Raw genomic sequence first — 25312 nt, forward strand, 5'->3', positions numbered from 1 at the left:
GTGCCCCCACGACCGCACCGTCCGCCGTATGATCGGCGCGCGGTGCGGTCGTGTTTCGCGGACCGGCTGCCGATTCGTCGCGCAATAGCCGAATCGCGCACGGAATTTCGGATGACGTCCGCGGCCCGGTGACTGCCGGGAGGGTGAGACTCGCGTTACGATGAACTCGCCGCTCCGCCGTCATCTCTGGTGCCTCTGCGAGTAGGACACTGCCAGTAGGAAGGGCCCCCTTTTCTCCATGGGTAACAAGTTGTCGTTCCTTGGCCGTGATATGGCGGTCGATCTCGGCACCGCCAACACGCTCGTCTACCTGCGTGGGCGCGGGATCGTCCTCAACGAGCCGTCCGTCGTCGCGATCAACACCCACACGGGCAAGATCGTCGCCGTCGGGATCGAGGCCAAACGGATGATCGGCCGCACCCCGGGGAACATCGTCGCGGTCCGGCCGCTGAAGGACGGCGTCATCGCCGACTTCGACGTCACCGAACGGATGCTCCGCTACTTCATCCAGAAGGTGCACAAGCGGCGGCACTTCGCCAAGCCGCGCATCGTCGTCGCGGTGCCGTCCGGCATCACCGGCGTCGAGCAGCGCGCGGTGAAGGAGGCCGGGTACCAGGCCGGGGCGCGCCGCGTGTACATCATCGAGGAGCCGATGGCCGCGGCGATCGGCGCGGGGCTGCCCGTCTACGAGCCGACCGGCAACATGGTCGTGGACATCGGCGGCGGCACGACGGAGGTGGCCATCATCTCCCTCGGCGGCATCGTCACCAGCCAGTCCGTGCGCGTCGGCGGCGACGAGCTCGACCAGGCCGTCATCACCTTCGCCAAGAAGGAGTACTCGCTGATGCTCGGGGAGCGCAGCGCCGAGGAGATCAAGATCGCCATCGGCAGCGCCTTCCCGACCGGCGGGGCCGACGAGCCCAACTACGAGATCCGCGGCCGCGACCTCGTGTCCGGCCTGCCCAAGACCGTCGTCATCTCGGCGGAAGAGGTCAGGCGCGCGATCGAGGAGCCCGTCAACGCCATAGTGGACGCGGTCAAGACCACGCTCGACAAGTGCCCGCCGGAGCTGTCCGGCGACATCATGGACCGCGGGATCGCCCTCACCGGCGGCGGCGCGCTGCTCAAGCACCTGGACGAACGCGTCCGGGAGGAAACGGGCATGCCCATCCATCTTGTTGACAACCCGCTCGACTCCGTCGTCCTCGGCACCGGCAAGTGCATCGAGGACTTCGAGTCGCTGCGCCAGGTCCTGGTGCCCGAGCCGCGCCGCTGATGCACGACACCGGCAAGACCCGCCTCGTGCTGGGCGTTCTGCTCGCCACGTCGCTGGTCCTGATCACCGTTGACTACCGGGGCGGGGCGAACTCGCCGCTCAACGGACTGCGGGGGCTCGGCGCGACGGTGTTCGGCCCGATGGAGCGGGTCGCGGCGAGCGTGGTGCGGCCGATCGGCAACACCTTCGACGCGATCCGCGACGCGCCCGGCCAGCGCAACCGCGCCGAGAACCTGCTGAAGGAGAACCAGGAGCTGCGCGAGCAGCTCCGCTCCAACACCATCGACAAGGGCCGCGCCGCGCAGTTGGAGAAGCTGCTGGGCAGCGCGGGCCTGGGTGGTTACAAGATCGTCGCGGCCAACGTCATCTCGGCGGGCCAGGGTTTTGAGGACACCGTCACCATCGACGCCGGCACCCTCAGCGGCGTCAAGCCCGACATGACCGTCATGACGGGCGACGGCCTCGTCGGCCGGGTCGTCCGCGCCGGACCCGCCTCCGCGACCGTCCTGCTCGCCACCGACTCCGCCTCCACCGTCGGCGCGCGCATGGAGACGTCCAAGGAGATCGGCGTCGTCACCGGCACCGGCCGACGCGGCTTCGGCGTCGGCGCGGCCACACTCCGGCTGGAACTGCTCGCGCCCGACGTCCAACTCTCACCCGGGCAGCGGGTGGTCACCCTCGGCTCCCAGGACGACAGGCCGTACGTGCCCGGCGTCCCCATCGGAGTCGTGGAGAAGGTGGAAAAGACCCCCGGCGCCCTCACCAGGACGGCACTCATCCGTCCCTTCGTCCACTTCTCCGGGCTTGACGTGGTCGGCGTGGTGGTCGCCCCGCCGCAGCGGGACCCGCACGACGCGGTGCTGCCGCCCCGGCCGCCACAGCCGCCCGCGAACCCGTCCGGGAGCTAGTTCCTTGCGCACACCAGCAGAGGAGGCCCAGGGGGTCAAACTCCGGGCCTTCGTCATCATCGTCGTGGCGATCGTCGTCCAGGTCACCGCGGCCAACCGGCTGCCGCTGCCCGGCGGCGTCACCCCCGACCTGGTGCTGCTCACCGTCGTCGCGCTCGCCCTGTTCAGCGGCGAGCGCGTCGGCATGGTCGCCGGTTTCTGCGCCGGGCTCGCGGTGGACATCGCGCCGCCCGCCGACCACACCATCGGCCGCTACGCCCTCGTCTACTGCCTCATCGGCTACGGCTGCGGGCTCCTGCGCGCGGACGTGCAGCGCTCGCCCCTGCTGCCGTTCGTCATGGTCGGCGTCGGCGCGCTGCTCGGCAACCTCGCCTACGCGCTCGTCGGCATGATGCTCGGCGACCCGCGCACCTCCTGGGCCGCGGTGTCCCGGATGGTGCCGCTCGCCGTCCTGTACGACGTGCTGGCCAGCCCGTTCGTCGTCTGGGCGGTGCTGCGGCTGTCGCGGCGCAGCGAACGGCTGGAGCCGCGCGGCGGCCTGTCCGTGCCCGGATACGCCAAGCTCGGCAGGCAGCAGCGGTGAACGGACGGACCCGATCCCGGCTGGTCGTGCTGCACGTGCTCGTCGCGGCGCTGCTGCTCGTGCTCGCCGGACGCATGTGGGTGCTCATGGTCGTCAACGGCGAGCACTACAGCGTCGTCGCCGCCGAGAACCGCACCCGCGACATCGTGGTGCCCGCGGTGCGCGGCTCCATCCTCGACGTGGACGGCCGCCCCCTCGTCCGCAACCGCACCGCGCTCGTCGTCTCGGTGGACCTCACCGTGCTCGGCCGCCTGCCCGACAAGGGCAAGCAGGTCATCGCCGAACTCGCCAAGGTGCTCGGCACCACACCCGAGGACCTCGCGCTGCGCACCCGGCTGTGCTCGCCGACCGTCCCGCGGCCCTGCTGGCCCGGCTCGCCCTACCAGCCCATCCCCGTGGACGACAGGGTGAGCGCCAAGCAGGGACTGCAGATCCTGGAGCGGCAGGAGGAGTTCCCCGGCGTCATCGCCCAGGTCCAGGCCGTCCGCGAGCACCCCGAGCCGGAGGGCGCCAGCGCCGCGCAGGCGCTCGGCTACCTCCAGCCCATCACCCAGGAGGAGATGGACCGGCGGCAGGGACTGCGCGTCACCGGGTTCAGCGGCGTCGACCTCATCGGCCGCGACGGCCTTGAGGCGTCCTACGACACCGACCTGCGCGGCGAGCCCGGCATCCGCAAGGTGAACGTGGACGCGCGCGGCCGCGTCACCGGGATCGCGGGCGAGCAGGCGCCGGTGCCCGGATCGCACCTGGTCACCAGCATCGACGCCGGGGTGCAGGCCGCGGTGGAGAAGGCGATCGGCGTCCAGGTCGCCAACGTGCGCAAGGCGGGCGGCAAGCCCTCGGCGGCGGGCGTCGTCATGGACGTCAGGACCGGGCGGATCGTCGCGCTCGCCAGCTACCCCACCTACGACCCGGCGATCTGGACGGGCGGGATCTCCCAGGACGAGTACGACGCGCTGCTCGGCAAAAAACGCGGCGAACCGCTCATCTCCCGCGCCATCGCCGGCCAGTTCCCGCCCGCCTCGACCTTCAAGATCTCCTCGGTGGCCGCCGCCGTCCGCAACGGCTCGCCGCTCAAGGGCACCTACAACTGCCCCGGCTCGTTCATGGTCGGCGACCGCGCCTTCCGCAACTTCGAGGGCCAGGGACACGGGCCGATGAGCCTGCACACAGCCCTCGTCGTCTCCTGCGACACCATCTTCTACAAGTTCGCTTACGACGCCTGGCTCCGGGACGGCTCCACCAAACCCGTCAAGAACCCCAGGGACCCGATGATCGGCATGGCCCGCGACTTCGGGTTCGGCGCCAAGACCGGCATCGACCTGCCCGGCGAGGCTCCCGGACGCATCCCGGACCGCACCTGGAAGAAGAACTTCTGGGAGGCGACCAAGACCGAGAACTGCAAGCGGGCCAAGACCGGATACCCCGAGGTCACCAGCCCCACCCGCGCGTCCTACCTGACCGCGATCGCCAAGGAGAACTGCGTCGAGGGGTTCGTCTGGCGGGCGGGCGACGCGGCGAACTTCTCCGTCGGGCAGGGCGACGTGCTCGTCACCCCGCTGCAACTCGCCCGCGCCTACGCGGCCATCGCCAACGGCGGCACCCTGGTGACCCCGCACGTCGGGGCGGCCGTCGTCCGGCCCGACGGCACCGTGGTGCGGCGGATCGAACCGAAGCCCGCGGGCAAGATCCCCGTCGCGCCGAAGACCATCACCTACATCCGCGACGCGCTCGCCGACGTCACCAAGAGCGGCACCGCCGCCGGGGCGTTCGGCGGGTTCCCGCTGGACAAGGTGCACGTCGCGGGCAAGACCGGCACCGCCGAGGTCTACGGGTACAAGGACACCGCGTGGTTCGCGTCGTTCGCGCCCGCCAAGAAGGCCGACTACGCGGTCGTCGTGATGATCACCGACGCGGGCACCGGCGGCACCTACTCCGCCCCGGCCGTCCGGCAGATCTACGAGGCCATCTACGGGTTCGGCGACACCGCCAAGGCGGCGCTGCCGGACGGCAAACTGCCCACGACCCTGCCGAAGGTGACGCCATGATCGAGGCCCGTCCGCCGCGGCCGCAGCGCTGGGCCGAACCCGGCACGTTCGCGCGCCGCCTCGACTGGGGCCTCATCCTCCCGGTGCTGGCCCTCGGCGTGATCAGCGCGCTGCTCGTCTATTCGGCCACCCGGGCCGGGCACAGGGCCGACCCCGAGGCGTTCCTCAAGAAGCACGTCCTCAACCTCGTCATCGGCGCGGGGCTTTACGCGCTCGTCGCCTCCTTCGACTACCGGCTGTTGCGCGCCTACGCGCCCGTCCTGTACGGGCTGTCGATCATCGGCCTCGTCGCCGTCCTGACACCGCTGGGCGACACCGTCAACGGCTCGCACTCGTGGATCGTCATCGGCGGCGGCTTCCAGGTGCAGCCCTCGGAGTTCGCCAAGGTCGGCCTCGTCGTGCTGCTCGCGATGATCCTCGGGGAACCGCGCGACGGCGAGGTAGGGCCCGGCACCCGGGACATCCTCATCAGCCTCGCCCTGGCCGGGGCGCCCGCCGCGCTGATCATGCTCCAACCCGACCTCGGCACCACGATGGTGCTGTGCGTCGTGGTGATCGGGATGCTCGCGCTGTCCGGCGCGTCCAAGATCTGGACGGTCGGCCTCGTCGCGGCGGGCGTGGCGCTCGCCGTCGGAGCGGTCGTCGCCGGGGTGCTGAAGGAGTACCAGATCGCCCGGTTCACCGCCTTCGTCGACCCGACCGCCGACCCGCGCGGCGCCGGGTACAACGCGGCCCAGGCCAAGATCGCCGTCGGGTCCGGCGGGATGTTCGGCAAGGGGCTCTTCAACGGCGAGCAGACCACCGGGCAGTTCGTGCCCGAGCAGCAGACCGACTTCATCTTCACCGTCGCGGGGGAGGAACTCGGCTACGTCGGGGCGCTGGTGATCCTCGGCCTCATCGGGATCATCCTGTTCCGCGGCCTGCGGATCGCCGTGCACGCGCACGACCCGTTCGGCACCCTCGTCGCCTCCGGCGTCGTGTGCTGGCTCGGCTTCCAGACCTTCGAGAACATCGGCATGTGCATCGGGATCATGCCGATCACCGGGCTTCCGCTGCCCTTTGTGTCCTATGGGGGATCGGCGACGTTCGCCACGATGATCGCGCTCGGCCTGCTTCAGGGCGTCCACATGCGCGGCAGGGGCGCCTGAACCCCGGTAGCCTGGGGGTTTGACCGGGGCGCCCGCGCGGCGCCGGGGCGTCCGCTGATTCCGGCGCCGATGCCTGAACCTGAGACGACTGGAAGGTCCGCCATGCCTGTTGAGTCGGTGTTCGAGCGGCTCGAACCGCTGCTGCCGTCGGTGCAGAAGCCGATCCAGTACGTCGGCGGCGAACTGAACTCCACGGTCAAGGACTGGGACTCCGCCGAGGTCCGCTGGGCGCTGATGTACCCCGACGCCTACGAGGTCGGCCTGCCCAACCAGGGCGTCCAGATCCTCTACGAGGTGCTGAACGAGCGCGAGGGCGTCCTCGCCGAGCGCACCTACTCGGTGTGGTCCGACATGGAGGAGGTGATGCGGGAGCACAAGATCCCGCAGTTCACCGTGGACGGCCACCGGCCCGTCGGCGCCTTCGACATCCTGGGCGTCTCCTTCTCCACCGAACTCGGCTACACCAACCTCCTGACGGCGCTCGACCTCGCCGGGATGCCCCTGCTGGCGGTCGACCGCCGCGAGCACGACCCCATCGTGCTCGCAGGCGGACACGCGGCCTTCAACCCCGAACCCATCGCCGACTTCCTCGACGCCGCCGTCCTCGGCGACGGCGAGGAGATCGCCCTGAAGATCACCGAGGTGATCCGGGAGTGGAAGCGCGAAGGCCGTCCCGAGGGACGTGACGGGCTACTGCACCGGCTCGCGGTCTCCGGCGGCGTCTACGTGCCCAAGTTCTACGACGTCAGCTACCTGCCCGACGGGAAGATCCAGCGGGTCGCGCCCAACCGGCACGGGGTGCCGTGGCAGATCGTCAAGCACACGGTGATGGACCTCGACGCCTGGCCCTACCCGAAGAACCCCCTTGTGCCGCTCGCCGAGACCGTACACGAGCGGTTCTCCGTCGAGATCTTCCGCGGCTGCACCCGCGGCTGCCGCTTCTGCCAGGCCGGGATGATCACCCGTCCGGTGCGGGAGCGCTCGATCACCACCATCGGCGACATGGTCCAGCAGGGCCTCAAGGCGTCCGGCTTCAACGAGGTCGGCCTGCTGTCCCTCTCGTCGGCCGACCACAGCGAGATCGGCGAGGTCGCCAAGGGACTCGCCGACAGGTACGAGGGCAGCCAGACGTCACTGTCCCTGCCGTCCACCCGCGTCGACGCCTTCAACATCACCCTCGCCAACGAGTTCTCCCGCAACGGACGCCGCTCCGGCCTCACCTTCGCGCCCGAGGGCGGCTCCGAGCGGATGCGCAAGGTCATCAACAAGATGGTGTCGGAGGAAGACCTCATCCGCACCGTCACCACCGCGTACGAGAACGGCTGGCGCCAGGTCAAGCTCTACTTCATGTGCGGCCTGCCCACCGAGGAGGACGAGGACGTCCTCGCGATCGCCGACATGGCGCGCCGCGTCATCCAGGCCGGGCGGGACGCCGCGGGCAGCCGCGACATCCGCTGCACCGTCTCCATCGGCGGGTTCGTGCCCAAACCGCACACCCCGTTCCAGTGGGCCGCCCAGGCCGACCACGAGACCGTCGACCGGCGGCTGCGCGCCCTGCGCGACACGCTCCGCCAGGACAAGCAGTACGGCCGCGCCATCGGCCTGCGCTACCACGACGGCAAGCCCTCGATCGTCGAAGGGCTGCTGTCGCGCGGCGACAGGCGCGTCGGCGCGGTGATCCGCGCGGTCTGGGAGGACGGCGGCCGGTTCGACGGCTGGTCCGAGCACTTCTCCTACGACCGGTGGATCAGCAAGGCCGCCGAGGTCTTCGACGGCCAGCCCGTCGACCTCGACTGGTACACCACCCGCGAACGCGAAGAGGTCGAGGTCCTGCCCTGGGACCACCTGGACGCCGGACTCGACCGCGAATGGCTCTGGCAGGACTGGCGCGACGCCCTCGACGACGGCGCCGAGGTCGAGGACTGCCGCTGGACGCCGTGCTACGACTGCGGCGTCTGCCCGTCCATGGGCACCGAGATCCAGATCGGCCCGACCGGCCGGACCCTGCTGCCGCTCAGCGTCGTCAAGGGCTGACCGGCGCAGAACCCTTGTCCCGTGGGGCCTCCGGTGATCCCGGGGTCGCCGGGGCGGCGGGGAAGACCTGAGATCCCTGTGGGAAACGGTTGAGATCCCCGTCACGGGGGAACAGCACGGGTGAACCCCGTTCGGGGCAAGCACTGGCCGAAGGCGTGCCGCGCGCACCGTACCCTAGGGTTCAGACACTCGTGTATGACGGTGGTCGCATCGAGGGCTCCCAGCAGCGGAGAACGTCGAGGCACCCGGCCGCCGAAGACCGTGCTAGTAGGAAGGACAGAGCACTGGCCCCCATGCCGGACGGTCCAGCACCGGCCCCGGTGATCCAGAAGCTGCGGGTCCGCTATGCCAAGCGTGGCCGCCTCAGGTTCACCAGCCACCGCGACATCTCCCGGGCCGTGGAACGCGCAGTGAGGCGCGCCGGGATCCCTGTCGCGTTCAGTGCCGGATTCACTCCGCACCCGAAGATCTCTTACGCGGGAGCGGCGGCGACGGGAACGGCCAGCGAGGCGGAGTATCTTGAGATCGGGCTCACCGAGAACCGCGACCCTGCGCGGATCAGAGCCGACCTCGACGCTGCGCTGCCCGGCGGACTCGACGTCGTGGACGTCGTGCCGGCGCGGGCGGGAACGGCCCTGGCCGACCGCCTGGAGGGCTCCGAGTGGCTGGTGCGGCTCGACGGGATCTCCGTCGGGGCCGCGGCATCGGCCGTCTCGGCGTTCCTCGGCGCCGAAGTGATCGAGGTGGAACGTCTCACCAAGAAGGGACGGCGCCGGTTCGACGCGCGCGGCGCGGTAGCCGCGCTGGCGGTCGAGCCGTCGGATGCCGGCCCCGCGGTGCTCCGCATGGTCGTACGGCACCAGACACCCGCCGTACGCCCCGACGACGTCCTCACCGCGCTCCGCGAGGTGGCCGACCTGGCGCCGCCGTCACCGCCCCTGGTGACCAGGCTGGCGCAGGGGCCCCTCACGGAGGACGGAGGCATCGGCGACCCGCTCGCCGCCGACCGCGACGCGGTGGTGGCTGCGGCGGCCGAGCCGGACGCCGTCCGCGCCTGACCTCGCGGCCCCGCCCCCGGGCGGCGGCCTCCAGGGCAGGGTCGGGCGCACCCCGCGAGTCGACCAGGCTCGCTGAACAGACTTCGTCGCGGCCGCGCCGCGACGCCGACAGAACGGAGAGCTCCTGTGCGGCGCACCCTGAGCCTCGCCTGCGGCCCCGCCGCCGGCGCCCTCGGTGCTGCCCGGGAGCCTGACGGGAGACTGCCCGAATGCTCGACAACGACAACGAACCGATCGCCGATGTGACGGAAGCGGAGAACGCCGCGGCGGTCCGCCGGAGGGCGGCGCGCCCCGCGGGCCCGCCGCCCGAGGACGAGGGCCCCGCCGCGATCACCGCCGCCACCCGGCCCGCGGTCACCGCAGCCCCGGCCCAGGCCGCCCTCACCGCACCCGCCCCCACCACCCCCACCCCACAACCCGAGGACACCACCACCACCAAGCCCGAACCCGCCGAAGCCGCCGAGGCTGAAACGCCCGCTGACGCCGCCGTGACGCCCCGGCCCGCCGGAGCACCCAAGGCCGCGCCCACGGCCGCCGACGCGTCGGCCGAGGCCGCCGAAGAACCGGAGGTCGAACCGGCCGGTGACGCTGAGGTGGCGCCTGTGCCCGCCGAAGCGCCTGAGGCTGTGACGGCCGATGACGCCGCCGCGCTGGCCGAGGCCGCCGAAGCGCCCGACGCCGCGCCGTCCGCTGCGGCCGCCACTACGGCTGAGTCCGCCGAAGAGCCCGAGGTCGGGACGGCGGCTGACGCCGCTGCGCCGCCCGAGCCCGCCGAGGAGTCCGAGGTCGAGGCGGCGGCTGACACGGCTGTGACGCCCGAGTCTGCCGGGGCGCCTGAGGCCGCGCCGTCCGCTGACGTTGTCGCGTCGGCTGAGTCCGCCGAGGAGCCCGAGGTCGAAGCGGCTGCTGACGCCGCCGCGCCGTCCGAACCTGCCGGAGCGCCTGAGGCTGTGCGGTCCGCTGACGCTGCTGTGACGCCCGAGTCTGCCGGAGTGCCTGAGGCTGCGCCGTCCGCTGAGGCTGCCGCACCGTCCGAGTCTGCCGGGGCGTCTGAGGCTGCGCCGTCCGCTGGCGTTGTCGCGTCGGCTGAGGTCGCCGAGGAGTCTGAGGTCGAGGCGGCGGCTGACGCTGCTGTGCTGCCCGAGTCTGCCGGGGTGCCTGAGGCTGTGCCGTTCGCTGAGGACGGCGCGCCGTCCGAGCTCGTCGGAGTGTCTGAGGCTGCTGAGGAGTCTGAGGTCGAAGCGGCTGCTGACGCTGGCGCGCTGGCTGCTGCGGCTGAGGGTGTCGGAGATTCTGAGGTTGGGGCGGTGGCTGAGGTCGCCGTGTCGGCTGAGGGTGCCGGGGGGGCGGCGGATGAGGGGGGGACGGCCGGGGCCGGTGGGTCTGGTGAGGTTGTCCCGGGTGAGGAGACTTCTGGGGTGGGGGTTGTGGATACTACGGAGAGTGCTGGCGGGGCTGTGAAGGGGAAGGGGCGGGTGGCTCGGGCCGCTCGGCCCGCCGGGCCGCCGCCGGAGGTCGAGGAGGAGCCCGCGCCCACGGTGGTGACCGTGGCGGCCAAGGACGTGGCCGCTGAGCGGCCGGTGGAGGCTCCCGCCGAGGAGGAGGCGCCCAAGGCTCGGCGGGCGGTGCGTGAGCGCCGTGCCGCTCGGCCTGCGGGGCCGCCGCCGGAGGCAGCGGAGGAGCCCGCGGTGATCACGGTGCCGGAGCCCGTCGTACAGGCGCCCGTCGCCGAGGCGCCGGTGGCGGAGGCCGAGGAGGAGGCGCCCCGGGCGCCGCGGGTGTCGACGGCGCGGGGGACGCGCCGGGCCGCCCGGCCCGCCGGGCCGCCGCCGGAGCCCGCCGACATCGACGCCGAGGAGGCCGCCGAGATCGGCCCCGACACCGAGCTCGCCGAACCCACCGAGGACCTGCCCGAGGTCTCGGGCGAGGCCGCCGCCGTCCTGGAGTCCGCCGTGACCACGCCGGAACCCAAGACCCCGGCCAAGCGCACCCGCACGAGGCGCCGCACCGCCGAACCCGCCGCCTCCGCCGAACCGGAAGAGGCCGAGGCCGGTGCGCCCGCCGAGACCCTTGCCGCCGGAGCGCCCGCCGAGCCCGGCAGGGCCGGTGTGCCCGCCGGGACCCGTGCCGCTGGCGAGGCCGGTGCGCCCGCTGAGTCCGGCAGGACCGGTGCGCCCACCGGGGCTGCCGCCGAGCGCGGCAAGGCCGGAGCTCCCGCCGGTGCTGCCGCCGAGTCCGGCGAGGCGGGTGCGTCCGCCGGAGCGGGCGCGGCTGATGGGGCCGCTGGGATCGACGAGACCGGGGCGTCCACAGGAGCCCGTGGTGTCGGTGTGTCTACTGCGGCCGGTGTGGCTGGTGGGGCCGGGGATGAGGGGGAGGAGCCGCGGAAGCGGACTCGGCGGCGGCAGCGGGGGGCGGAGGAGCCGGCGGTGCCGCTGGTGGCCGACCCGTTCTCGGTGACGCGGCCGTTCGCCACGCCGTTCACGCCGCCCGTGCGGCCCGCCGAGCCGGAGGCCGCGACGCCGCCGGACGTTGTGTTCCAGCCGCCCATGGTGGTGTTCCAGCCGCCGAGCGTCGTCGAGCGCCGCGCCGAGGCGCAGGGCGCGCCGGAGCCCGAGCCGGAGGCGGAGCTGGAGCTGGAGCAGGAGGAGGAGCACGCCGAGGAGGAGGCCGTCGAGGCCGAGCACGAGGCGGAGGAGTCCGAGGACACCGAGCGCCCCACCCGGCGTCGGCGCCGACGGGGAGGCAGGGGCCGGGGCCGCGCCCGCGACGAGTCCGCCGAGGACGAGGGCGCCGAGGGCGACGAGGCCGACCACGCGCCCGAGGAGGCGCGGGCCGAGGCCGAAGAGCAGGACCACGAGGACGAGGACGACGGCGAGCACGCCGACGGCGACGAGGAGCAGACTGTCTCCTCCAGCCGCAGGCGCCGCCGTCGCCGCCGCCGCTCCGGCGGTGACGAGGACGAGCCGCAGCCCGACGACCCGCCGAACACCGTGGTCCGGGTGCGCGCCCCGCGCGTCGCCAAGATCGAGGACGAGGTCCAGGCCGTGCGCGGCTCGACCCGTCTGGAGGCCAAGAAGCAGCGCCGCCGGGAGGGCCGCGAGCACGGCCGCCGCCGTCCGCCGATCATCACCGAGTCGGAGTTCCTGGCCCGCCGCGAGTCGGTGGAGCGGGTCATGGTGGTGCGCCAGCAGGGCGAGCGCACCCAGATCGGCGTGCTGGAGGACGGTGTCCTCGTCGAGCACTACGTGGACCGGGCGAGCCACCAGTCCTACGTCGGCAACGTGTACCTGGGCAAGGTCCAGAACGTGCTTCCGTCGATGGAGGCGGCGTTCGTGGACATCGGCAAGGGCCGCAACGCCGTCCTGTACGCGGGCGAGGTCAACTGGGACGTCGCGGGCCTCGTCGGGCAGCCGCGCCGGATCGAGTCGGCGCTGAAGTCCGGCCAGGCGGTGCTGGTGCAGGTCACCAAGGACCCGCTGGGCCACAAGGGCGCGCGCCTCACCAGCCAGATCTCGCTGCCGGGCCGGTACCTCGTGTACGTCCCGGACGGCTCCATGACGGGCATCAGCCGCAAGCTCCCGGACAAGGAGCGGACCCGGCTCAAGTCGATCCTGCGCAAGATCATGCCGGAGAACGCCGGGGTGATCGTCAGGACGGCGGCCGAGGGCGCCTCGGAGGAGGAGCTCACCAACGACATCACACGCCTGTCGCAGCAGTGGGAGCGGATCCAGAAGCAGGTGAAGACCGCTTCGGCGCCGTCGCTGCTGCACGGCGAGCCGGACCTGACGATCCGTGTCATCCGCGACATCTTCAACGAGGACTTCGTGAAGCTCGTCGTTGCGGGCGACGGTGTGTGGGACCAGGTCCAGGACTACGTGGACGGCGTCGCCCCGCACCTGGCCGACCGCACCGAGCGGTGGGAGGGTTCCGGCGACGCGTTCGCGCACTACCGGATCGACGAGCAGCTCGCCAAGGCGCTGGAGCGCAAGGTGTGGCTGCCCTCGGGCGGCTCCCTGGTGATCGACCGGACCGAGGCGATGACGGTCGTCGACGTCAACACCGGGAAGTTCACCGGCCAGGGCGGCAACCTGGAGGAGACCGTCACCCGGAACAACCTGGAGGCGGCCGAGGAGATCGTCCGTCAGCTCCGGCTGCGTGACCTCGGTGGCATCATCGTCATCGACTTCATCGACATGGTCCTGGAGTCCAACCGGGATCTGGTGCTGCGCCGGCTGCTGGAGTGCCTGGCCAGGGACAGGACGAAGCACCAGGTCGCGGAGGTGACCAGCCTGGGCCTGGTCCAGATGACGCGCAAGCGGGTCGGCAGCGGCCTGCTGGAGGCGTTCTCCGAGGTCTGTGAGTGCTGCAACGGGCGCGGCATCCACGTCCAGCTGACCCCGGTGGACGACAGCAGGGGCGGCGGCGAGAACGGCGGCGGCCGCAAGCGCAAGCGCAAGGGCGAGATCGAGCGGGTCGTCGAGGCGAAGATCGCCAGGCAGGACACCGACTCCGGCAGGCAGGCGGAGCCCGAGCCCGCGCCGGAGCCGCCCGCGGCCGAGCCGGAGCCGAAGGCCAAGGCGCGCACCAGGACGCGCAAGACGCGTCCGGCGGGCCCGCCGCCGGAGGACGACGACATCGGCACCGTCGCGGTGACGCTGGACAGCGGCGAGACCGTCAAGGTCGAGGCGGTGGTGCGCGGCGCCGATCCGGACGCGGAGCAGGACGGGACGGGTGAGGAGTCCGCGCCCAAGCGGCGCAGGACCCGCAGGCCGACCCGCGCGGAGAAGATCGAAGCCGCGAAGACGTCGGACACCGAGTAGGCGAGCGCCGTCCCCGCACCGCACGATTCGCGTTGCGGTGCGGGGTTCGGTTAGTCTTGTCGACGGACGTGTTCCAGCGCGTCCCCACGCGCCCGCATCTGTTGCGGCGCGGTGCCTCATCCCGAGGCGAGCAGAGAGCGCCGGAGCGGGTGGGATCCCGGATCCGGTGTGCCGTCATCGCGTCAGTGGTGACAGGCCCTCACGCAGGGGCTCTGGAAGAAACAAGCGAAAGGTACCGCTGTGTACGCGATCGTCCGCACGGGCGCGCGTCAGGAGAAGGTCGTCAACGGCGACATCCTGGACGTGGACAAGCTGACCGCCGAGGTCGGCGCCACCGTGACGTTCCCCGTCGTGCTGGTCGTGGACGGCGACAACGTCGTCTCCACCGCCGCCGAGCTGGCCAGGTACGAGGTCACCGCCGAGGTTCTCGGCGCGGTCAAGGGCCCCAAGATCAACATCATGCACTACCGGAACAAGACCGGGTACAAGCGGCGTCAGGGTCACCGCCAGCCGTACACCCAGGTCAAGATCACCGGCATCTCGGCCAAGTAAGGAGTCCGGAGAAATGGCACACAAGAAGGGCGCGTCGTCCAGCCGTAACGGCCGCGACTCCAACGCCAAGCGCCTTGGCGTCAAGCGCTACGGCGGCCAGAAGGTGAGCGCGGGCGAGATCATCATCCGTCAGCGCGGCACCCACCACCACCCGGGCCTGAACGTCGGCATCGGCCGTGACGACACGCTGTTCGCGCTCGTCGCGGGCACCGTCGAGTTCGGTCGCTACCGCGGCCGCCGTGCCGTGAGCATCGTCCCGGCCGCGGAGTAGATCCGCACGGGCACAGCGTTGTACCAAGGGCGGACCTGAGTGGGTCCGCCCTTGTCTTTTGCCGGGGAAGCCCCGGCGCCCCAATCGAAAGGGACCCTCATGGCCGACTTCGTGGACCGGGTCGTCCTGCACATCGCGGCGGGCAACGGCGGGCACGGGTGCGCCTCGGTGCACCGGGAGAAGTTCAGGCCACTGGGCGGCCCCGACGGCGCCAACGGCGGCAGGGGCGGCGACGTGATCCTGGAGGTGGACGCGAACACCTCCAGCCTGCTGGAGTACCACCGGCGGCCGCACCGCAAGGCGGGCAACGGCAAGCCCGGCGCTGGCGGGCTGCGCAACGGCGCGAACGGCGAGGACATCGTGCTCACGGTGCCGAACGGCACGGTGGTGAAGTCCCCGGACGGCGGGGTGCTCGCGGACCTCGTCGGCGAGGGCACCCGGTACGTCGCGGCGCAGGGCGGCCACGGCGGCCTGGGGAACGCGGCGCTGGCCTCGGCCAAGCGCAAGGCGCCCGGCTTCGCGCTGCTCGGCGAGCCCGGCGACGCGCTGGACGTGGTGCTGGAGCTGAAGACCGTCGCGGACGTCGCGCTCGTCGGGTTCCCCAGCGCGGGCAAGTCCTCGCTCATCGCGGCGCTCTCCGCGGCCAAGCCGAAGATCGCGGACTACCCGTTCACCACGCTGGTGCCGAACCTGGGCGTGGTCAGCGCGGGCGAGACGGTCTTCACCGTCGCGGACGTGCCGGGCCTCATCGAGGGCGCCAGCCAGGGCAGGGGCCTCGGCCTGGAGTTCCTGCGGCACATCGAGCGCTCCTCGACCCTCGCGCACGTGCTGGACTGCGCGACGTTGGAGCCGGGCCGCGACCCGATCACCGACTTCGACATCATCGAGCGCGAACTCGCCGCCTACGACGAGCTGTTCGCCGGGGACGACACGGTGGCGCTGGGCGACCGGCCCCGGATCGTCGTCCTGAACAAGGTGGACGTGCCGGACGGCAAGGACCTCGCGGAGATCGTCAGGCCCGAGTTCGAGGCGCGCGGCCTGCGCGTGTTCGAGGTGTCGGCGGCCGCGCACATCGGGCTGCGCGAGCTGTCGTTCGCGATGGCCGAGATGGTCGCCGCGCACCGCGCCGCCCAGCCCGTCCAGGAGCCGACGCGGATCGTGCTGCACCCGGCGCCGGTCGCGGGCCCGGAGTTCGAGGTGAAGCGGCTCGGCGACAACGAGTACCTGGTGACGGGCGTGAAGCCGGTCCGCTGGGTGCGGCAGACCGACTTCCAGAACGAGGAGGCCGTCGGCTACCTCGCCGACCGGCTGAACCGCCTCGGCATCGAGGAGGGGCTGCGCGCGGCGGGCGCCCGCGAGGGCGCGACCGTCATGATCGGGACCCCCGACGACTCCGTGGTGTTCGACTGGCATCCTGAGATCTCCTCGTCCGGCGAGATCCACATGGGCCCGCGCGGCACCGACCAGCGGCTCGCGGACTGGTGACCCCGGGGGGCGACCCCCACCCTCAAGCGGCAACGAAGCGGGAGCAGGGCAGCGGTATGGAGACGCTCAGGCCGGCCGTGGCGGACGCGCGCCGGATCGTGGTGAAGGCCGGCTCGTCGTCGCTCACCACCCCCGAGGGCACCATCGACGCCGGGCGCATCGACGCGCTCGTCGACGTGCTCGCCGCCCGCCGCAAGGCGGGGAGCGAGGTCGTGTTCGTCTCGTCCGGCGCGATCGCGGCGGGCCTCGGGCCGCTCGGGCTCAGCCGACGGCCGCGCGACCTGGCCACCCAGCAGGCGGCGGCGAGCGTCGGGCAGGGCCAGCTGATCGCCCGCTACGCCGCCTCGTTCCACCGGCACGGCCTGGGCGTCGGCCAGGTGCTGCTCACCGCCGACGACATGATGCGGCGCGCGCACCACGGCAACGCGCAGCGCACGCTGCGGGCGCTGCTGCGGCTCGGCATGGTGCCGATCGTCAACGAGAACGACACGGTGGCCACCGACGAGATCCGCTTCGGCGACAACGACAGGCTCGCCGCGCTCGTCGCGCACCTCGTGCAGGCGGACGCGCTGGTGCTGCTGTCGGACGTGGACGCGCTCTACACGGGTGACCCGAAGCTGCCCGGCTCGCTGCGCATCACCGACGTCCGCTCCCCGGCCGACCTGGAGGGCGTCGAGACGGGCTCGGCCGGGTCGAAGGTCGGCACCGGCGGCATGGTCACCAAGGTGGAGGCGGCCCGGATCGCGACAGGCGCGGGCGTCCACACCGTGCTGACCAGCGCGGCGTCGGCGGAACGGGCGCTCGCGGGCGACCCGGTCGGCACGTACTTCCACCCGAACGGGCAGCGGCCCTCCACCCGGATGCTGTGGCTCGCGCATGCCACCACCGGACACGGCAAGATCATCCTCGACGACGGCGCGGTGCAGGCCGTCGTGCACCGGCGCAAGTCGCTGCTCCCGGCGGGCGTCACCGGCGTCCGGGGCGACTTCGCCGCTGGCGACCCGGTGGACCTCTGCGACGCCGACGGCAGGACCGTCGCGCGCGGCCTCGTCCACTACGACGCGGCCGAGATCCCCGAGCTGATGGGCAGGTCCACCCGCTGGCTCGCCCGCGAGCTCGGCCCCGAGTACGAACGCGAGATCATCCACCGGGACGACCTCGTGATCCTCGACCCGCCGGTGCGGCGGGACGAGCACACCCAGACGGCACAGGAGCCGGGAAGAACAGGAGAAGGGCGATGAGCGAAGGCACGCGCGATCGGGTTCTGGAGGTGGCGGCGCGCGGTCGCGCCGCGGCGGCGGACCTCGCGCCGCTGCCGCGCGGCGTCAAGGACGCGGCGCTGCTCGCCGTCGCCGACGCGCTGACCGCCCGCGCGGCGGAGATCCTCGCCGCGAACAAGATCGACGTCGAGCGGGCCCGCGAGGGCGGCACCGCCGAGTACATGCTGGACCGGCTCAGCCTCAACACCGGACGGCTGGAGGCGATCGCCGAGGCGGTGCGCAACATCGCGGGGCTGCCCGACCCGGTCGGCGAGGTCGTGCGCGGCTACACCCTGCCCAACGGGCTCGAACTGCGGCAGCTACGGGTGCCGCTGGGCGTCGTCGGCATCATCTACGAAGGCCGCCCGAACGTCACGGTGGACGCCGCCGCGCTCACCCTGAAGAGCGGGAACGCGGTGCTGCTGCGCGGCTCGGCTTCCGCCTACGACTCCAACACGGCGCTCGTGAACGTCATGCGGGACGCGCTGGAGGGCACCGGTGTGCCCGCCGACGCGATCCAGCTCGTGCCGGGCCGCGACCGCGAGTCCGTCAAGCACCTGATGCGGGCGCGCGGCCTCGTGGACGTGCTCATCCCGCGCGGCGGCGCGTCGCTCATCAACTCCGTCGTCGAGGAGTCCACGGTGCCCGTCATCGAGACGGGGGTCGGCAACTGCGCCGTCTACGTGGACGCGTCCGCCGACGTCGAGACGGCGCTGCGCATCCTCGTCAACGCCAAGACGCAGCGCCCGTCGGTGTGCAACGCGGCCGAGACGTTCCTCGTGCACGCCGACGTCGCTGACGTGTTCGTGCCGCGCGCGCTTGAGGCGCTCAAGGACAAGGGTGTGACTGTGCACGGCGACGAGCGGATCGCCGCCTACTCGCCGGACGTCGTGCCCGCGACGGTCGAGGACTACAAGACCGAGTACCTGTCCCTGGACATCGCCGCCGCTGTGGTGGACTCCCTGGACGAGGCGGTCGCGCACATCCGCGCGTACGGCTCGGGCCACACCGAGGCGATCGTGACGACGTCGCAGGCCGCCGCGCGCAGGTTCACCGCGCTGGTGGACTCCGCCGCCGTCGCGGTGAACGCCTCGACCCGGTTCACCGACGGCGAGGAGTTCGGGTTCGGCGCCGAGATCGGCATCTCCACCCAGAAGCTGCACGCGCGCGGTCCGATGGGCCTGGCCGAGCTGACCTCGACGAAGTACGTCTTCACCGGCGACGGACACCTACGCGGCGCCTGATCCGGGTGTGTCCGACGGGGACGTGAGTGACATCCAGACCCTTGATGTCACACCGGGGGGTGTGCTCTCATAGGGCGTTGTGACGCATGCCATGCGCCCTTCGCGCACCCCCCACCCCGCGGCGCCGTCGCGCCGGTCCCTGCTCAAGGGCGTCGCGCTCGGCGCGGTCACGTCCGGGCTCGTCGCCTACCCCTCGCGCGCGGCGCTGGCCGCGCCCGCGCTGGCCGGGCCCGTCGCGGGCACCACGCTCGACGCGACGCTCCGGCTCGGCCCGGCGGGCGCGGGCGGCTACCGCCGTGTGGTGTCCGGGCCCGGCGAGCCGCACGTGTTCCGCGACGACCTCGGCGGCAGCACCAGCGCCGCCCGGATCGCCCGCCGCCGCGACCTCCTCACCTTCGCGCACTTCACCGACGTGCACGTCATCGACGCCCAGTCGCCCGCCCGGATCGAGTACCTCGACCGGCTGAGCGACCCCGGCGACCTCCTCGGCGCCAACCCCATCGCGGGCGGCTACCGGCCGCAGGAACTCCTGACCACACAGGTCGCCGAGGCGATGGTCAGGGCCGTCAACCGGCTCGGCCGCGGGCCCGCGCTCGGCGCAAAACTGGCGTTCACCATCAACACCGGCGACGCCGCCGACAACGCCCAGTTCAACGAGGTCCGCTGGATGATCGACCTCCTGGACGGCGGCCGCGTCCGGCCCGACTCCGGCGACACCGGCAAGTTCGAGGGCGTCGCGGCCTGGCCCGACGAGCGCTACTGGCACCCCGAGGGCGGCACCGACCGGCCGACCCAGAAGTACGGCTTCCCCAAGGTGCCGGGCCTGCTCGACGCCGCCCGCCGCCCGTTCACCGCGACCGGCCTGGACACCCCGTGGCTCGCCGTCTTCGGCAACCACGACGGCCTCGTGCAGGGCAACCTTCCGACGTCCCTGCTCAAGGGCATCGCCGTCGGCGACGTGAAGATCACCGCACCCGCGTCCGAGAAGGAGCGCCGCGAACTCGCCGACGCGCTGAACCACGGCAGCGCCGCCGCGCTCAAGGTGATGGCCGACCACAGCAGGTCCGGCCTGTTCCGCAAGGTCGCCCCCGACCCGGCGCGGCGGCTGCTCACCCGCGCCGAGATCGTCGCCGAGCACGGCGAGGGCCACGGCTTCACCGACGCCAACCGCAGGAACGGCACCGCCTACTACGGGTTCGACGCCGGAGTCGTGCGCGGCCTCGTGCTGGACACCGTCAACCCCTACGGGTACTCCGAGGGGTCGCTGGACCTCGTGCAGTTCGCGTGGCTGAAGTCCGAACTTCTGAAGGGGTCGAGCCGCTACCTGGACGACAAGGGCAACGTCGTCACCCAGAAGGCGACCGACCGCCTCTTTGTCCTGTTCAGCCACCACACCATCGACACCCTCACCAACCCGATCGGCCTCATCCGCGTTCTCGGACCGGAGGTGGCGAAGCTGCTTCTGCGGTTCCCGAACGTGGTGCTCTGGGTGAACGGGCACACGCACGTCAACGAGGTGACCCCGCACCGCCGGGAGAAGGGCGTCAAGGGCGGCTTCTGGGAGGTGAGCACCGCCGCGCACATCGACTGGCCGCAGCAGAGCCGGATCATCGAGATCGCCGACAACCGCGACGGCACCCTCTCGGTGTTCGGCACGATCCTGGACGCGCAGGCGCCCGCCGGGCACGGCGGCGACCTCGGCGTCCGGGGCCTCGCCTCGCTCTCCCGGGAACTGTCGGGCAACGACTGGCAGGAGAAGCTGGAAGGGCCCGGCACGCCCGCGGACCGGAACGTCGAACTGCTCGTCCCGGCCCCGTTCTAGCCGCGTCGGCCGAGGCGGTCGAACACCGCCCCGGCCAGGTCGGCGGCGCCGCCCGCGACGTCCTTGACCTTGCCGAACAGCGGGTCGGCCGACTGCTCCCACGACTCCCGGTAGGCGCGCGCCGCGTTCTTCACCTCGTCGGTGAAGGACGCCGCGCCGTCGTCGGCCCGGCGCGGGTACTCCCCGGCCATCACCGCCGCGTACTCCGGGCCGTGCCGCCACCGCTCCAGCTCGGCGAACCTGATGACGGCGAACGGGTGGCTCTGCTTCAGCAGGTTCAGGAACTTGAGGACGCCGTCGCGCAGATCGCCGGACTCCTCGTACTCACGGGCCTGCGCGAGGAACGCCTCGGTGGACATCTCGTGCAGCCGCGAGCCGCCCGCCATCTTCATCAGCGCCCGCTTCGCCGCCTCCGGATCCTGCCCGGCCAGCAGCCCCGCCCTGTCCGCCGACAGCTCCGACTTGCGCTGCCACTCCTCAAGGCCCATGAGGATCGCGCCGATCGCCACGTTGCCCAGCGGCAGCCACGCCAGCCGCGAACCCAGGCTGGTGAGGATCAGCGCCATCTGCCGGTACACCGCGTGCCCGGACAGGACGTGCCCCGCCTCGTGCGCGACGACGAACCTCAGCTCCTCCTCGTCCATGAGGTCCAGCAGCGCGGTGTGCACCACGATGAACGGGTTGTCCGTGCCGATCGCCATCGCGTTCGGCACCGGATGCTGGGTGACGTACAGCTCGGGCACCTTCGGCAGGTCGAGGATGTAGCAGGCGTCGCGCAGGATGTCGTGCAGGTGCCGGAACTGCTCCTCGCTCGCGCGGACCGAACCGCCCAGGAACATCAGCCTGAGCTGCCGCTCGTTGATCAGCCCGGCGAGCTTGCGCAGCACGAGGTCGAACCCGGTGAGCGACCGCAGCGCCACCAGCGCCGACCGGTCGAGCGGGTGCTCGTAGGCGCGGGAGGAGATGCCGGGGAACCTGCGGCGGGAACGATCCGGAGTCTGCGTCATATCCGCACCCTAACCCGGTGACAGGGCGGCTGACCGGGGGAGTCTAGTGTTGGTCAGCATGAAACAGCGGCGGGTGGGGATCATGGGCGGGACCTTCGACCCGATCCACCACGGGCACCTCGTCGCCGCCAGCGAGGTCGCGCACCTGTTCGGCCTGGACGAGGTCGTGTTCGTGCCGACAGGGCAGCCCTGGCAGAAGGCCGACAAGAAGGTCACCGCCGCCGAGGACCGCTACCTCATGGCGGTGATCGCGACGGCGTCCAACCCGAGGTTCCGGGTGAGCCGCGCCGACATCGACCGGGGCGGCCCCACCTACACCTACGACACGCTCCTGGACATGCGCGCCGAACTCGGCGCCGACAGCGAGCTGTACTTCATCACCGGCGCGGACGCCCTCGCCCAGATGCTCACCTGGCGCAACGCCGACCGGATGTTCCAGCTCGCCCGGTTCGTCGGCTGCACCCGTCCCGGGCACGTGCTCGCCGACCCGGGACTGCCCGAGGGCAGCGTCGACCTCGTCGAGGTGCCCGCGCTGGCGATCTCCTCGACCGAGGTGCGCGACCGTGTGCGCGCGGGCGAACCCGTCTGGTACCTCGTGCCCGACGGGATCGTCCAGTACATCAACAAGACAGGGCTCTACCTCGCTTGATCCTGCTCGGGCTCGTGGTGGCGGCGCGGGGCGCGGCCTGGAGGCTGGTGCGGGGGCGGCAGCGTCGGCTGGGCGCGGGGGATCGGCAATGTGATGTCGGCTTTCTCCAGCAGGTGCTCCTCGCCGTGGTGGATGATCCTCAGGGGCGGGCCGCCGCGCAGCGAGTACGTCGCCTGCCTCGGATGGACGGTGACGCACAGCAGCGAACCCCGGTAGCGCAGCCGGAAGCTGAGCCGGCCGAGCGTCTCGGGCAGACGCGGCGCGAAGCACAGCGCCCCGTGGTCGCGGCGCAGCCCCCCGAAGCCCGACACCAGCGCGTTCCACGCCCCCGCGAGCGACGCCAGGTGCAGCCCGTTCGCGGTGTCGTGGGCGAGGTCACGCAAGTCCATCAGAGCCGTCTCGGCCAGGTAGTCGTGCGCCAACTCCAGATAACCGACCTCCGCCGCCATCACCGCCTGCGTCTGCGCCGACAGCGACGAATCCCGGACCGTCAACGCCTCGTAGTAGGAGAAGTTCCGCTCCTTCTGCTCGGCGGTGAACGCGTTCCCGCACAGCTGCATCGCCAGGACAAGATCCGCCTGCTTGATCACCTGCTTGCGGTACAGGTCGAAGTACGGGTAGTGCAGCAGAAGCGGATAGTTCCGGGGCGGGGTGTTCAGGAAGTCCCACGGGGCGTGGTCGGTGAACCCCGCGCTCTGCGGATGCACCCCCAGGCGCTCGTCGTAGGGGACGAGCATCTTGTCGGCCGCGTCCCGCCACGAGGCCGCCTCCTCGGCCGTCACGCCCAGCCTGGACGCCTCCTCGGGCATCGCCAGCGCCACGTCGGCCGCCTCCCGGAGGTTCGCCTGGGCCATGAGGTTCGTGTACACGTTGTTGTCCGCGACGGCGCTGTACTCGTCCGGGCCCGTCACCCCGTGGATCCGGAACGCTCCGTTCAGGTCGTGGTGGCCGATGCCCCGCCACAGCCGCGCGGTGTGCACGAGGAGCTCGACGCCTATCTCCCGCGCGAACTCCTCGTCCTGCGTCGCGTCGATGTACCTGCCGACCGCCTCGGCGATGTCGGCGTTGATGTGGAACGCCGCCGTTCCGGCAGGCCAGTAGCCCGAGCACTCCCTACCGCTGATCGTGCGCCACGGGAAGCAGGTGCCCGGAAGGTTGAGCTGCGCGGCGCGGTCCAGGGCCTGCGGGATCGTCGAATGCCGCCAGCGGAGCGCGTCCGCCGCCGCGTCCGGCACCGAATAGGTGAGCACCGGAAGGACGAACGTCTCGGTGTCCCAGAAGGTGTGGCCGTCATAGCCGGGGCCCGTAAGGCCCTTCGCCGGGATCATCCTGCGCTCCGCGCGGGCGCCTGCCTGGAGGATGTGGAACAGGGCGAACCGGACGGCCTGCTGGACCTCCGGATCACCGTCCACCTCAACGTCCACGCCCTCCCAGAAGTCCCTCAGATAGGCGGCCTGCTCCTCGACGAAGCCGTCCCAGCCCGTCAGCTCCGCGCCCGCGAGCGCCGCCGCCACCTGGTCGTGCAGCGCCGACCGCGACCGGTGGCTCGACCAGCCATAAGCCACGTACTTGACGATGCTGAGCTTCTCGCCCGGCTTCAGTCGCGTCGCCACGGTGACGCGGCCCACGTCCTCCTGCGCCTCACTGTCCACCAGCCGCTTGTTCGGCGACTCGATCTCGTGGCTCATCGCCGCCGCCATCCGCAGCCCGCTCACCCGCGTCTGGTGGACGAGCAACACCCTGTCGTCGTTCGCGAAGTGCTCCTCGCTCGCCAGCGGCGCGTCCAGCACCGCCGCCACCCGCGGATCCGGCCTGCGCGGCCCCGGCAGCGGCTCATTGGCGACCAGCTCCGACTGGACGACGAACTGCACCTCCTCGTCCAGAGGCTCGACCTCGTACTTGATCGCCATGATCGCGCGCTGGGTGAGCGAGACGATCCGGGTCGAACACAGGCGGATCCGCGCCCCTGCGGGCGACCGCCACCGCATCGTCCGCTCCAGCGTGCCCGCCCGCATGTCCAGCACCCGCTCGTGCGACTCCAGGTCGCCGAACCTGACGTCCAGCGGCTCGTCGTCCACCAACAGGCGGATGATCTTGCCGTTGGTGACGTTGATCACCGTCTCGCCCGACTCCGGATACCCGTACCCGGCCTCGGCGTAAGGCAGCGGCCGCTGCTCGTACAGCGAGTTCAGATAGGAACCCGGCAGCCCACTGGGCTCACCCTCGTCCAGGTTGCCGCGCACCCCGATGTGCCCGTTGGACAGGGCGAACACCGACTCCGTCTGCGCCAGCCGGCCCAGATCCAGCTCCGTCTCCCTGATATGCCAGGGATCGACCTCATAAGGCGGGTTCATCGGCGCTCCAACAACTCGGTGAGGTCCTCGACCACGACGTCCGCGCCGTTGCCGAGCAGGGCGGGGCCGTGCGCGCCGTCCCGGATACGGTCCACCCCGACGACCAGGGCGAAATCCCCGGCGCGGCCCGCCGCCACCCCCGCGAGGGCGTCCTCGAAGGCGGCGCAGTCCCGCGCGGGCAGGCCCAGCGCGGCGGCGCCCGCCAGGAACATGTCGGGGGCGGGCTTGCCCGGGAGGTGACGCTCGCGGGCGACGACGCCGTCGATCCTGACATCGAACATGTCTTCGAGACCCGCTGCCGCCAGGACGGCCTCCGCGTTGGCGCTCGACGACACGAGAGCCGTCCGCGCGCCTGTGGCCCTGACCTGGCGCAGCAGCTCCACGGCGTCCGGGAACACCCTGACGCCGCCGCTCGCGATCAACTGAAGGACGAGGGCGTTCTTACGGGCCCCCAGGCCATAGACCGTCTCGGCCTCAGGTGGATCATCGGGATCACCCTCCTCAAGGGTGATCCCCCTGGAGGCCAGGAAAGACCGTGTGCCGTCCTCCCGCTTCTTGCCGTCGACATAACGCGTGTAATCCTCCGGAAGGTCGAAGGGCGGCAGGGCACGGGCCGCGAGGAACCCGTCGAACATGTGCTTCCAGGCGGCCGCGTGAACCGCCGCCGTGTCCGTCACAACGCCGTCCAGGTCGAACAGAAAGCCCCTGATCTCCGCGGGGAGTGCAAGCATGTGAGGGCACCTACCCCGGCCCGCGCCCGTTAAGTCGTTCTGTGATCCGCGAGGGGACAG

The 25312-nt window shown here is 71.8% G+C and carries 18 protein-coding genes; 15 read left to right on the forward strand and 3 right to left on the reverse strand.

Going from position 1 to position 25312, the window contains the following annotated elements; genetic code table 11:
- Positions 1-238 precede the first annotated feature (238 nt).
- The 14 genes from LO762_RS27320 to LO762_RS27385 all read left to right on the forward strand — a co-directional run bounded on the left by LO762_RS27320 (position 239) and on the right by LO762_RS27385 (position 20511).
- The gene (locus LO762_RS27320) at positions 239-1276 is read left to right on the forward strand and encodes a rod shape-determining protein (protein ID WP_230618909.1); all 1038 of its coding nucleotides are present in this window, start codon (positions 239-241) and stop codon (positions 1274-1276) included.
- Positions 1276-2184 carry a rod shape-determining protein MreC gene (gene mreC, locus LO762_RS27325; RefSeq protein ID WP_230618910.1) on the forward strand — a complete coding sequence of 303 codons (909 nt, stop codon included), beginning with the start codon at positions 1276-1278 and terminating at the stop codon, positions 2182-2184. Before LO762_RS27320 ends, mreC begins: the two co-directional genes overlap by 1 nt.
- A gap of 4 nt (positions 2185-2188) precedes the next feature.
- A complete protein-coding gene (gene mreD / locus LO762_RS27330) occupies positions 2189-2767 on the forward strand; it encodes a rod shape-determining protein MreD (RefSeq protein WP_230618912.1) in 579 nt (192 codons plus the stop codon).
- On the forward strand, positions 2764-4815 hold the full coding sequence (gene mrdA / locus LO762_RS27335; protein ID WP_230618914.1) for a penicillin-binding protein 2: 2052 nt from the start codon (positions 2764-2766) through the stop codon (positions 4813-4815). The genes mreD and mrdA overlap by 4 nt, the downstream gene beginning before the upstream one ends.
- Positions 4812-5963: a rod shape-determining protein RodA gene (rodA, locus tag LO762_RS27340; RefSeq protein ID WP_230618916.1), complete on the forward strand. Its 1152-nt coding sequence runs from the start codon at positions 4812-4814 to the stop codon at positions 5961-5963. The genes mrdA and rodA overlap by 4 nt, the downstream gene beginning before the upstream one ends.
- 102 nt (positions 5964-6065) lie before the next feature.
- Positions 6066-7997: a TIGR03960 family B12-binding radical SAM protein gene (locus LO762_RS27345; protein WP_230618918.1), complete on the forward strand. Its 1932-nt coding sequence runs from the start codon at positions 6066-6068 to the stop codon at positions 7995-7997.
- Positions 7998-8290: 293 nt separating this feature from the next.
- Positions 8291-9055: a TIGR03936 family radical SAM-associated protein gene (locus LO762_RS27350; protein ID WP_230618920.1), complete on the forward strand. Its 765-nt coding sequence runs from the start codon at positions 8291-8293 to the stop codon at positions 9053-9055.
- Between the two features lie 209 nt (positions 9056-9264).
- Entirely contained in the window at positions 9265-13878 is a 4614-nt protein-coding gene (locus tag LO762_RS27355) for a ribonuclease E/G (RefSeq protein ID WP_374201600.1), read from the forward strand.
- A gap of 240 nt (positions 13879-14118) precedes the next feature.
- Positions 14119-14430, forward strand: a complete 312-nt coding sequence (gene rplU / locus LO762_RS27360; RefSeq protein ID WP_230618921.1) for a 50S ribosomal protein L21 — start codon at positions 14119-14121, stop codon at positions 14428-14430.
- A 13-nt stretch (positions 14431-14443) separates the two neighbouring features.
- Entirely contained in the window at positions 14444-14701 is a 258-nt protein-coding gene (rpmA, locus tag LO762_RS27365) for a 50S ribosomal protein L27 (protein ID WP_230618922.1), read from the forward strand.
- Between the two features lie 99 nt (positions 14702-14800).
- The gene (obgE, locus tag LO762_RS27370; protein ID WP_230618923.1) at positions 14801-16186 is read left to right on the forward strand and encodes a GTPase ObgE; all 1386 of its coding nucleotides are present in this window, start codon (positions 14801-14803) and stop codon (positions 16184-16186) included.
- A 56-nt stretch (positions 16187-16242) separates the two neighbouring features.
- Entirely contained in the window at positions 16243-17427 is a 1185-nt protein-coding gene (proB, locus tag LO762_RS27375; RefSeq protein WP_230618927.1) for a glutamate 5-kinase, read from the forward strand.
- Positions 17424-18689: a glutamate-5-semialdehyde dehydrogenase gene (locus LO762_RS27380; RefSeq protein WP_230618929.1), complete on the forward strand. Its 1266-nt coding sequence runs from the start codon at positions 17424-17426 to the stop codon at positions 18687-18689. Before proB ends, LO762_RS27380 begins: the two co-directional genes overlap by 4 nt.
- Before the next feature lie 91 nt (positions 18690-18780).
- On the forward strand, positions 18781-20511 hold the full coding sequence (locus tag LO762_RS27385; RefSeq protein ID WP_230618931.1) for a TIGR03767 family metallophosphoesterase: 1731 nt from the start codon (positions 18781-18783) through the stop codon (positions 20509-20511).
- On the opposite strand, the gene LO762_RS27390 is transcribed toward LO762_RS27385, so the two are convergent.
- Positions 20508-21518 (reverse strand): M48 family metallopeptidase, encoded by a 1011-nt coding sequence (locus LO762_RS27390; RefSeq protein WP_230618932.1) that lies wholly within the window; start codon positions 21516-21518, stop codon positions 20508-20510. The two genes, LO762_RS27385 and LO762_RS27390, sit on opposite strands and share 4 nt — an antisense overlap.
- 58 nt (positions 21519-21576) lie before the next feature.
- On the opposite strand from LO762_RS27390, the gene nadD reads away from it, so the two are divergent.
- Positions 21577-22167, forward strand: coding sequence for a nicotinate-nucleotide adenylyltransferase (gene nadD / locus LO762_RS27395; protein WP_230618934.1), 591 nt, complete (start codon positions 21577-21579; stop codon positions 22165-22167).
- Here nadD and LO762_RS27400 read toward each other — a convergent pair.
- Positions 22155-24521, reverse strand: a complete 2367-nt coding sequence (locus LO762_RS27400; RefSeq protein WP_230618935.1) for a glycoside hydrolase family 65 protein — start codon at positions 24519-24521, stop codon at positions 22155-22157. The genes nadD and LO762_RS27400 overlap by 13 nt on opposite strands.
- A complete protein-coding gene (locus tag LO762_RS27405; RefSeq protein ID WP_230618937.1) occupies positions 24518-25252 on the reverse strand; it encodes a beta-phosphoglucomutase family hydrolase in 735 nt (244 codons plus the stop codon). The genes LO762_RS27400 and LO762_RS27405 overlap by 4 nt, the downstream gene beginning before the upstream one ends.
- Positions 25253-25312 lie beyond the last annotated feature (60 nt).

This window comes from Actinocorallia sp. API 0066, from assembly GCF_020991275.1.
Lineage (GTDB): Bacteria > Actinomycetota > Actinomycetes > Streptosporangiales > Streptosporangiaceae > Actinocorallia.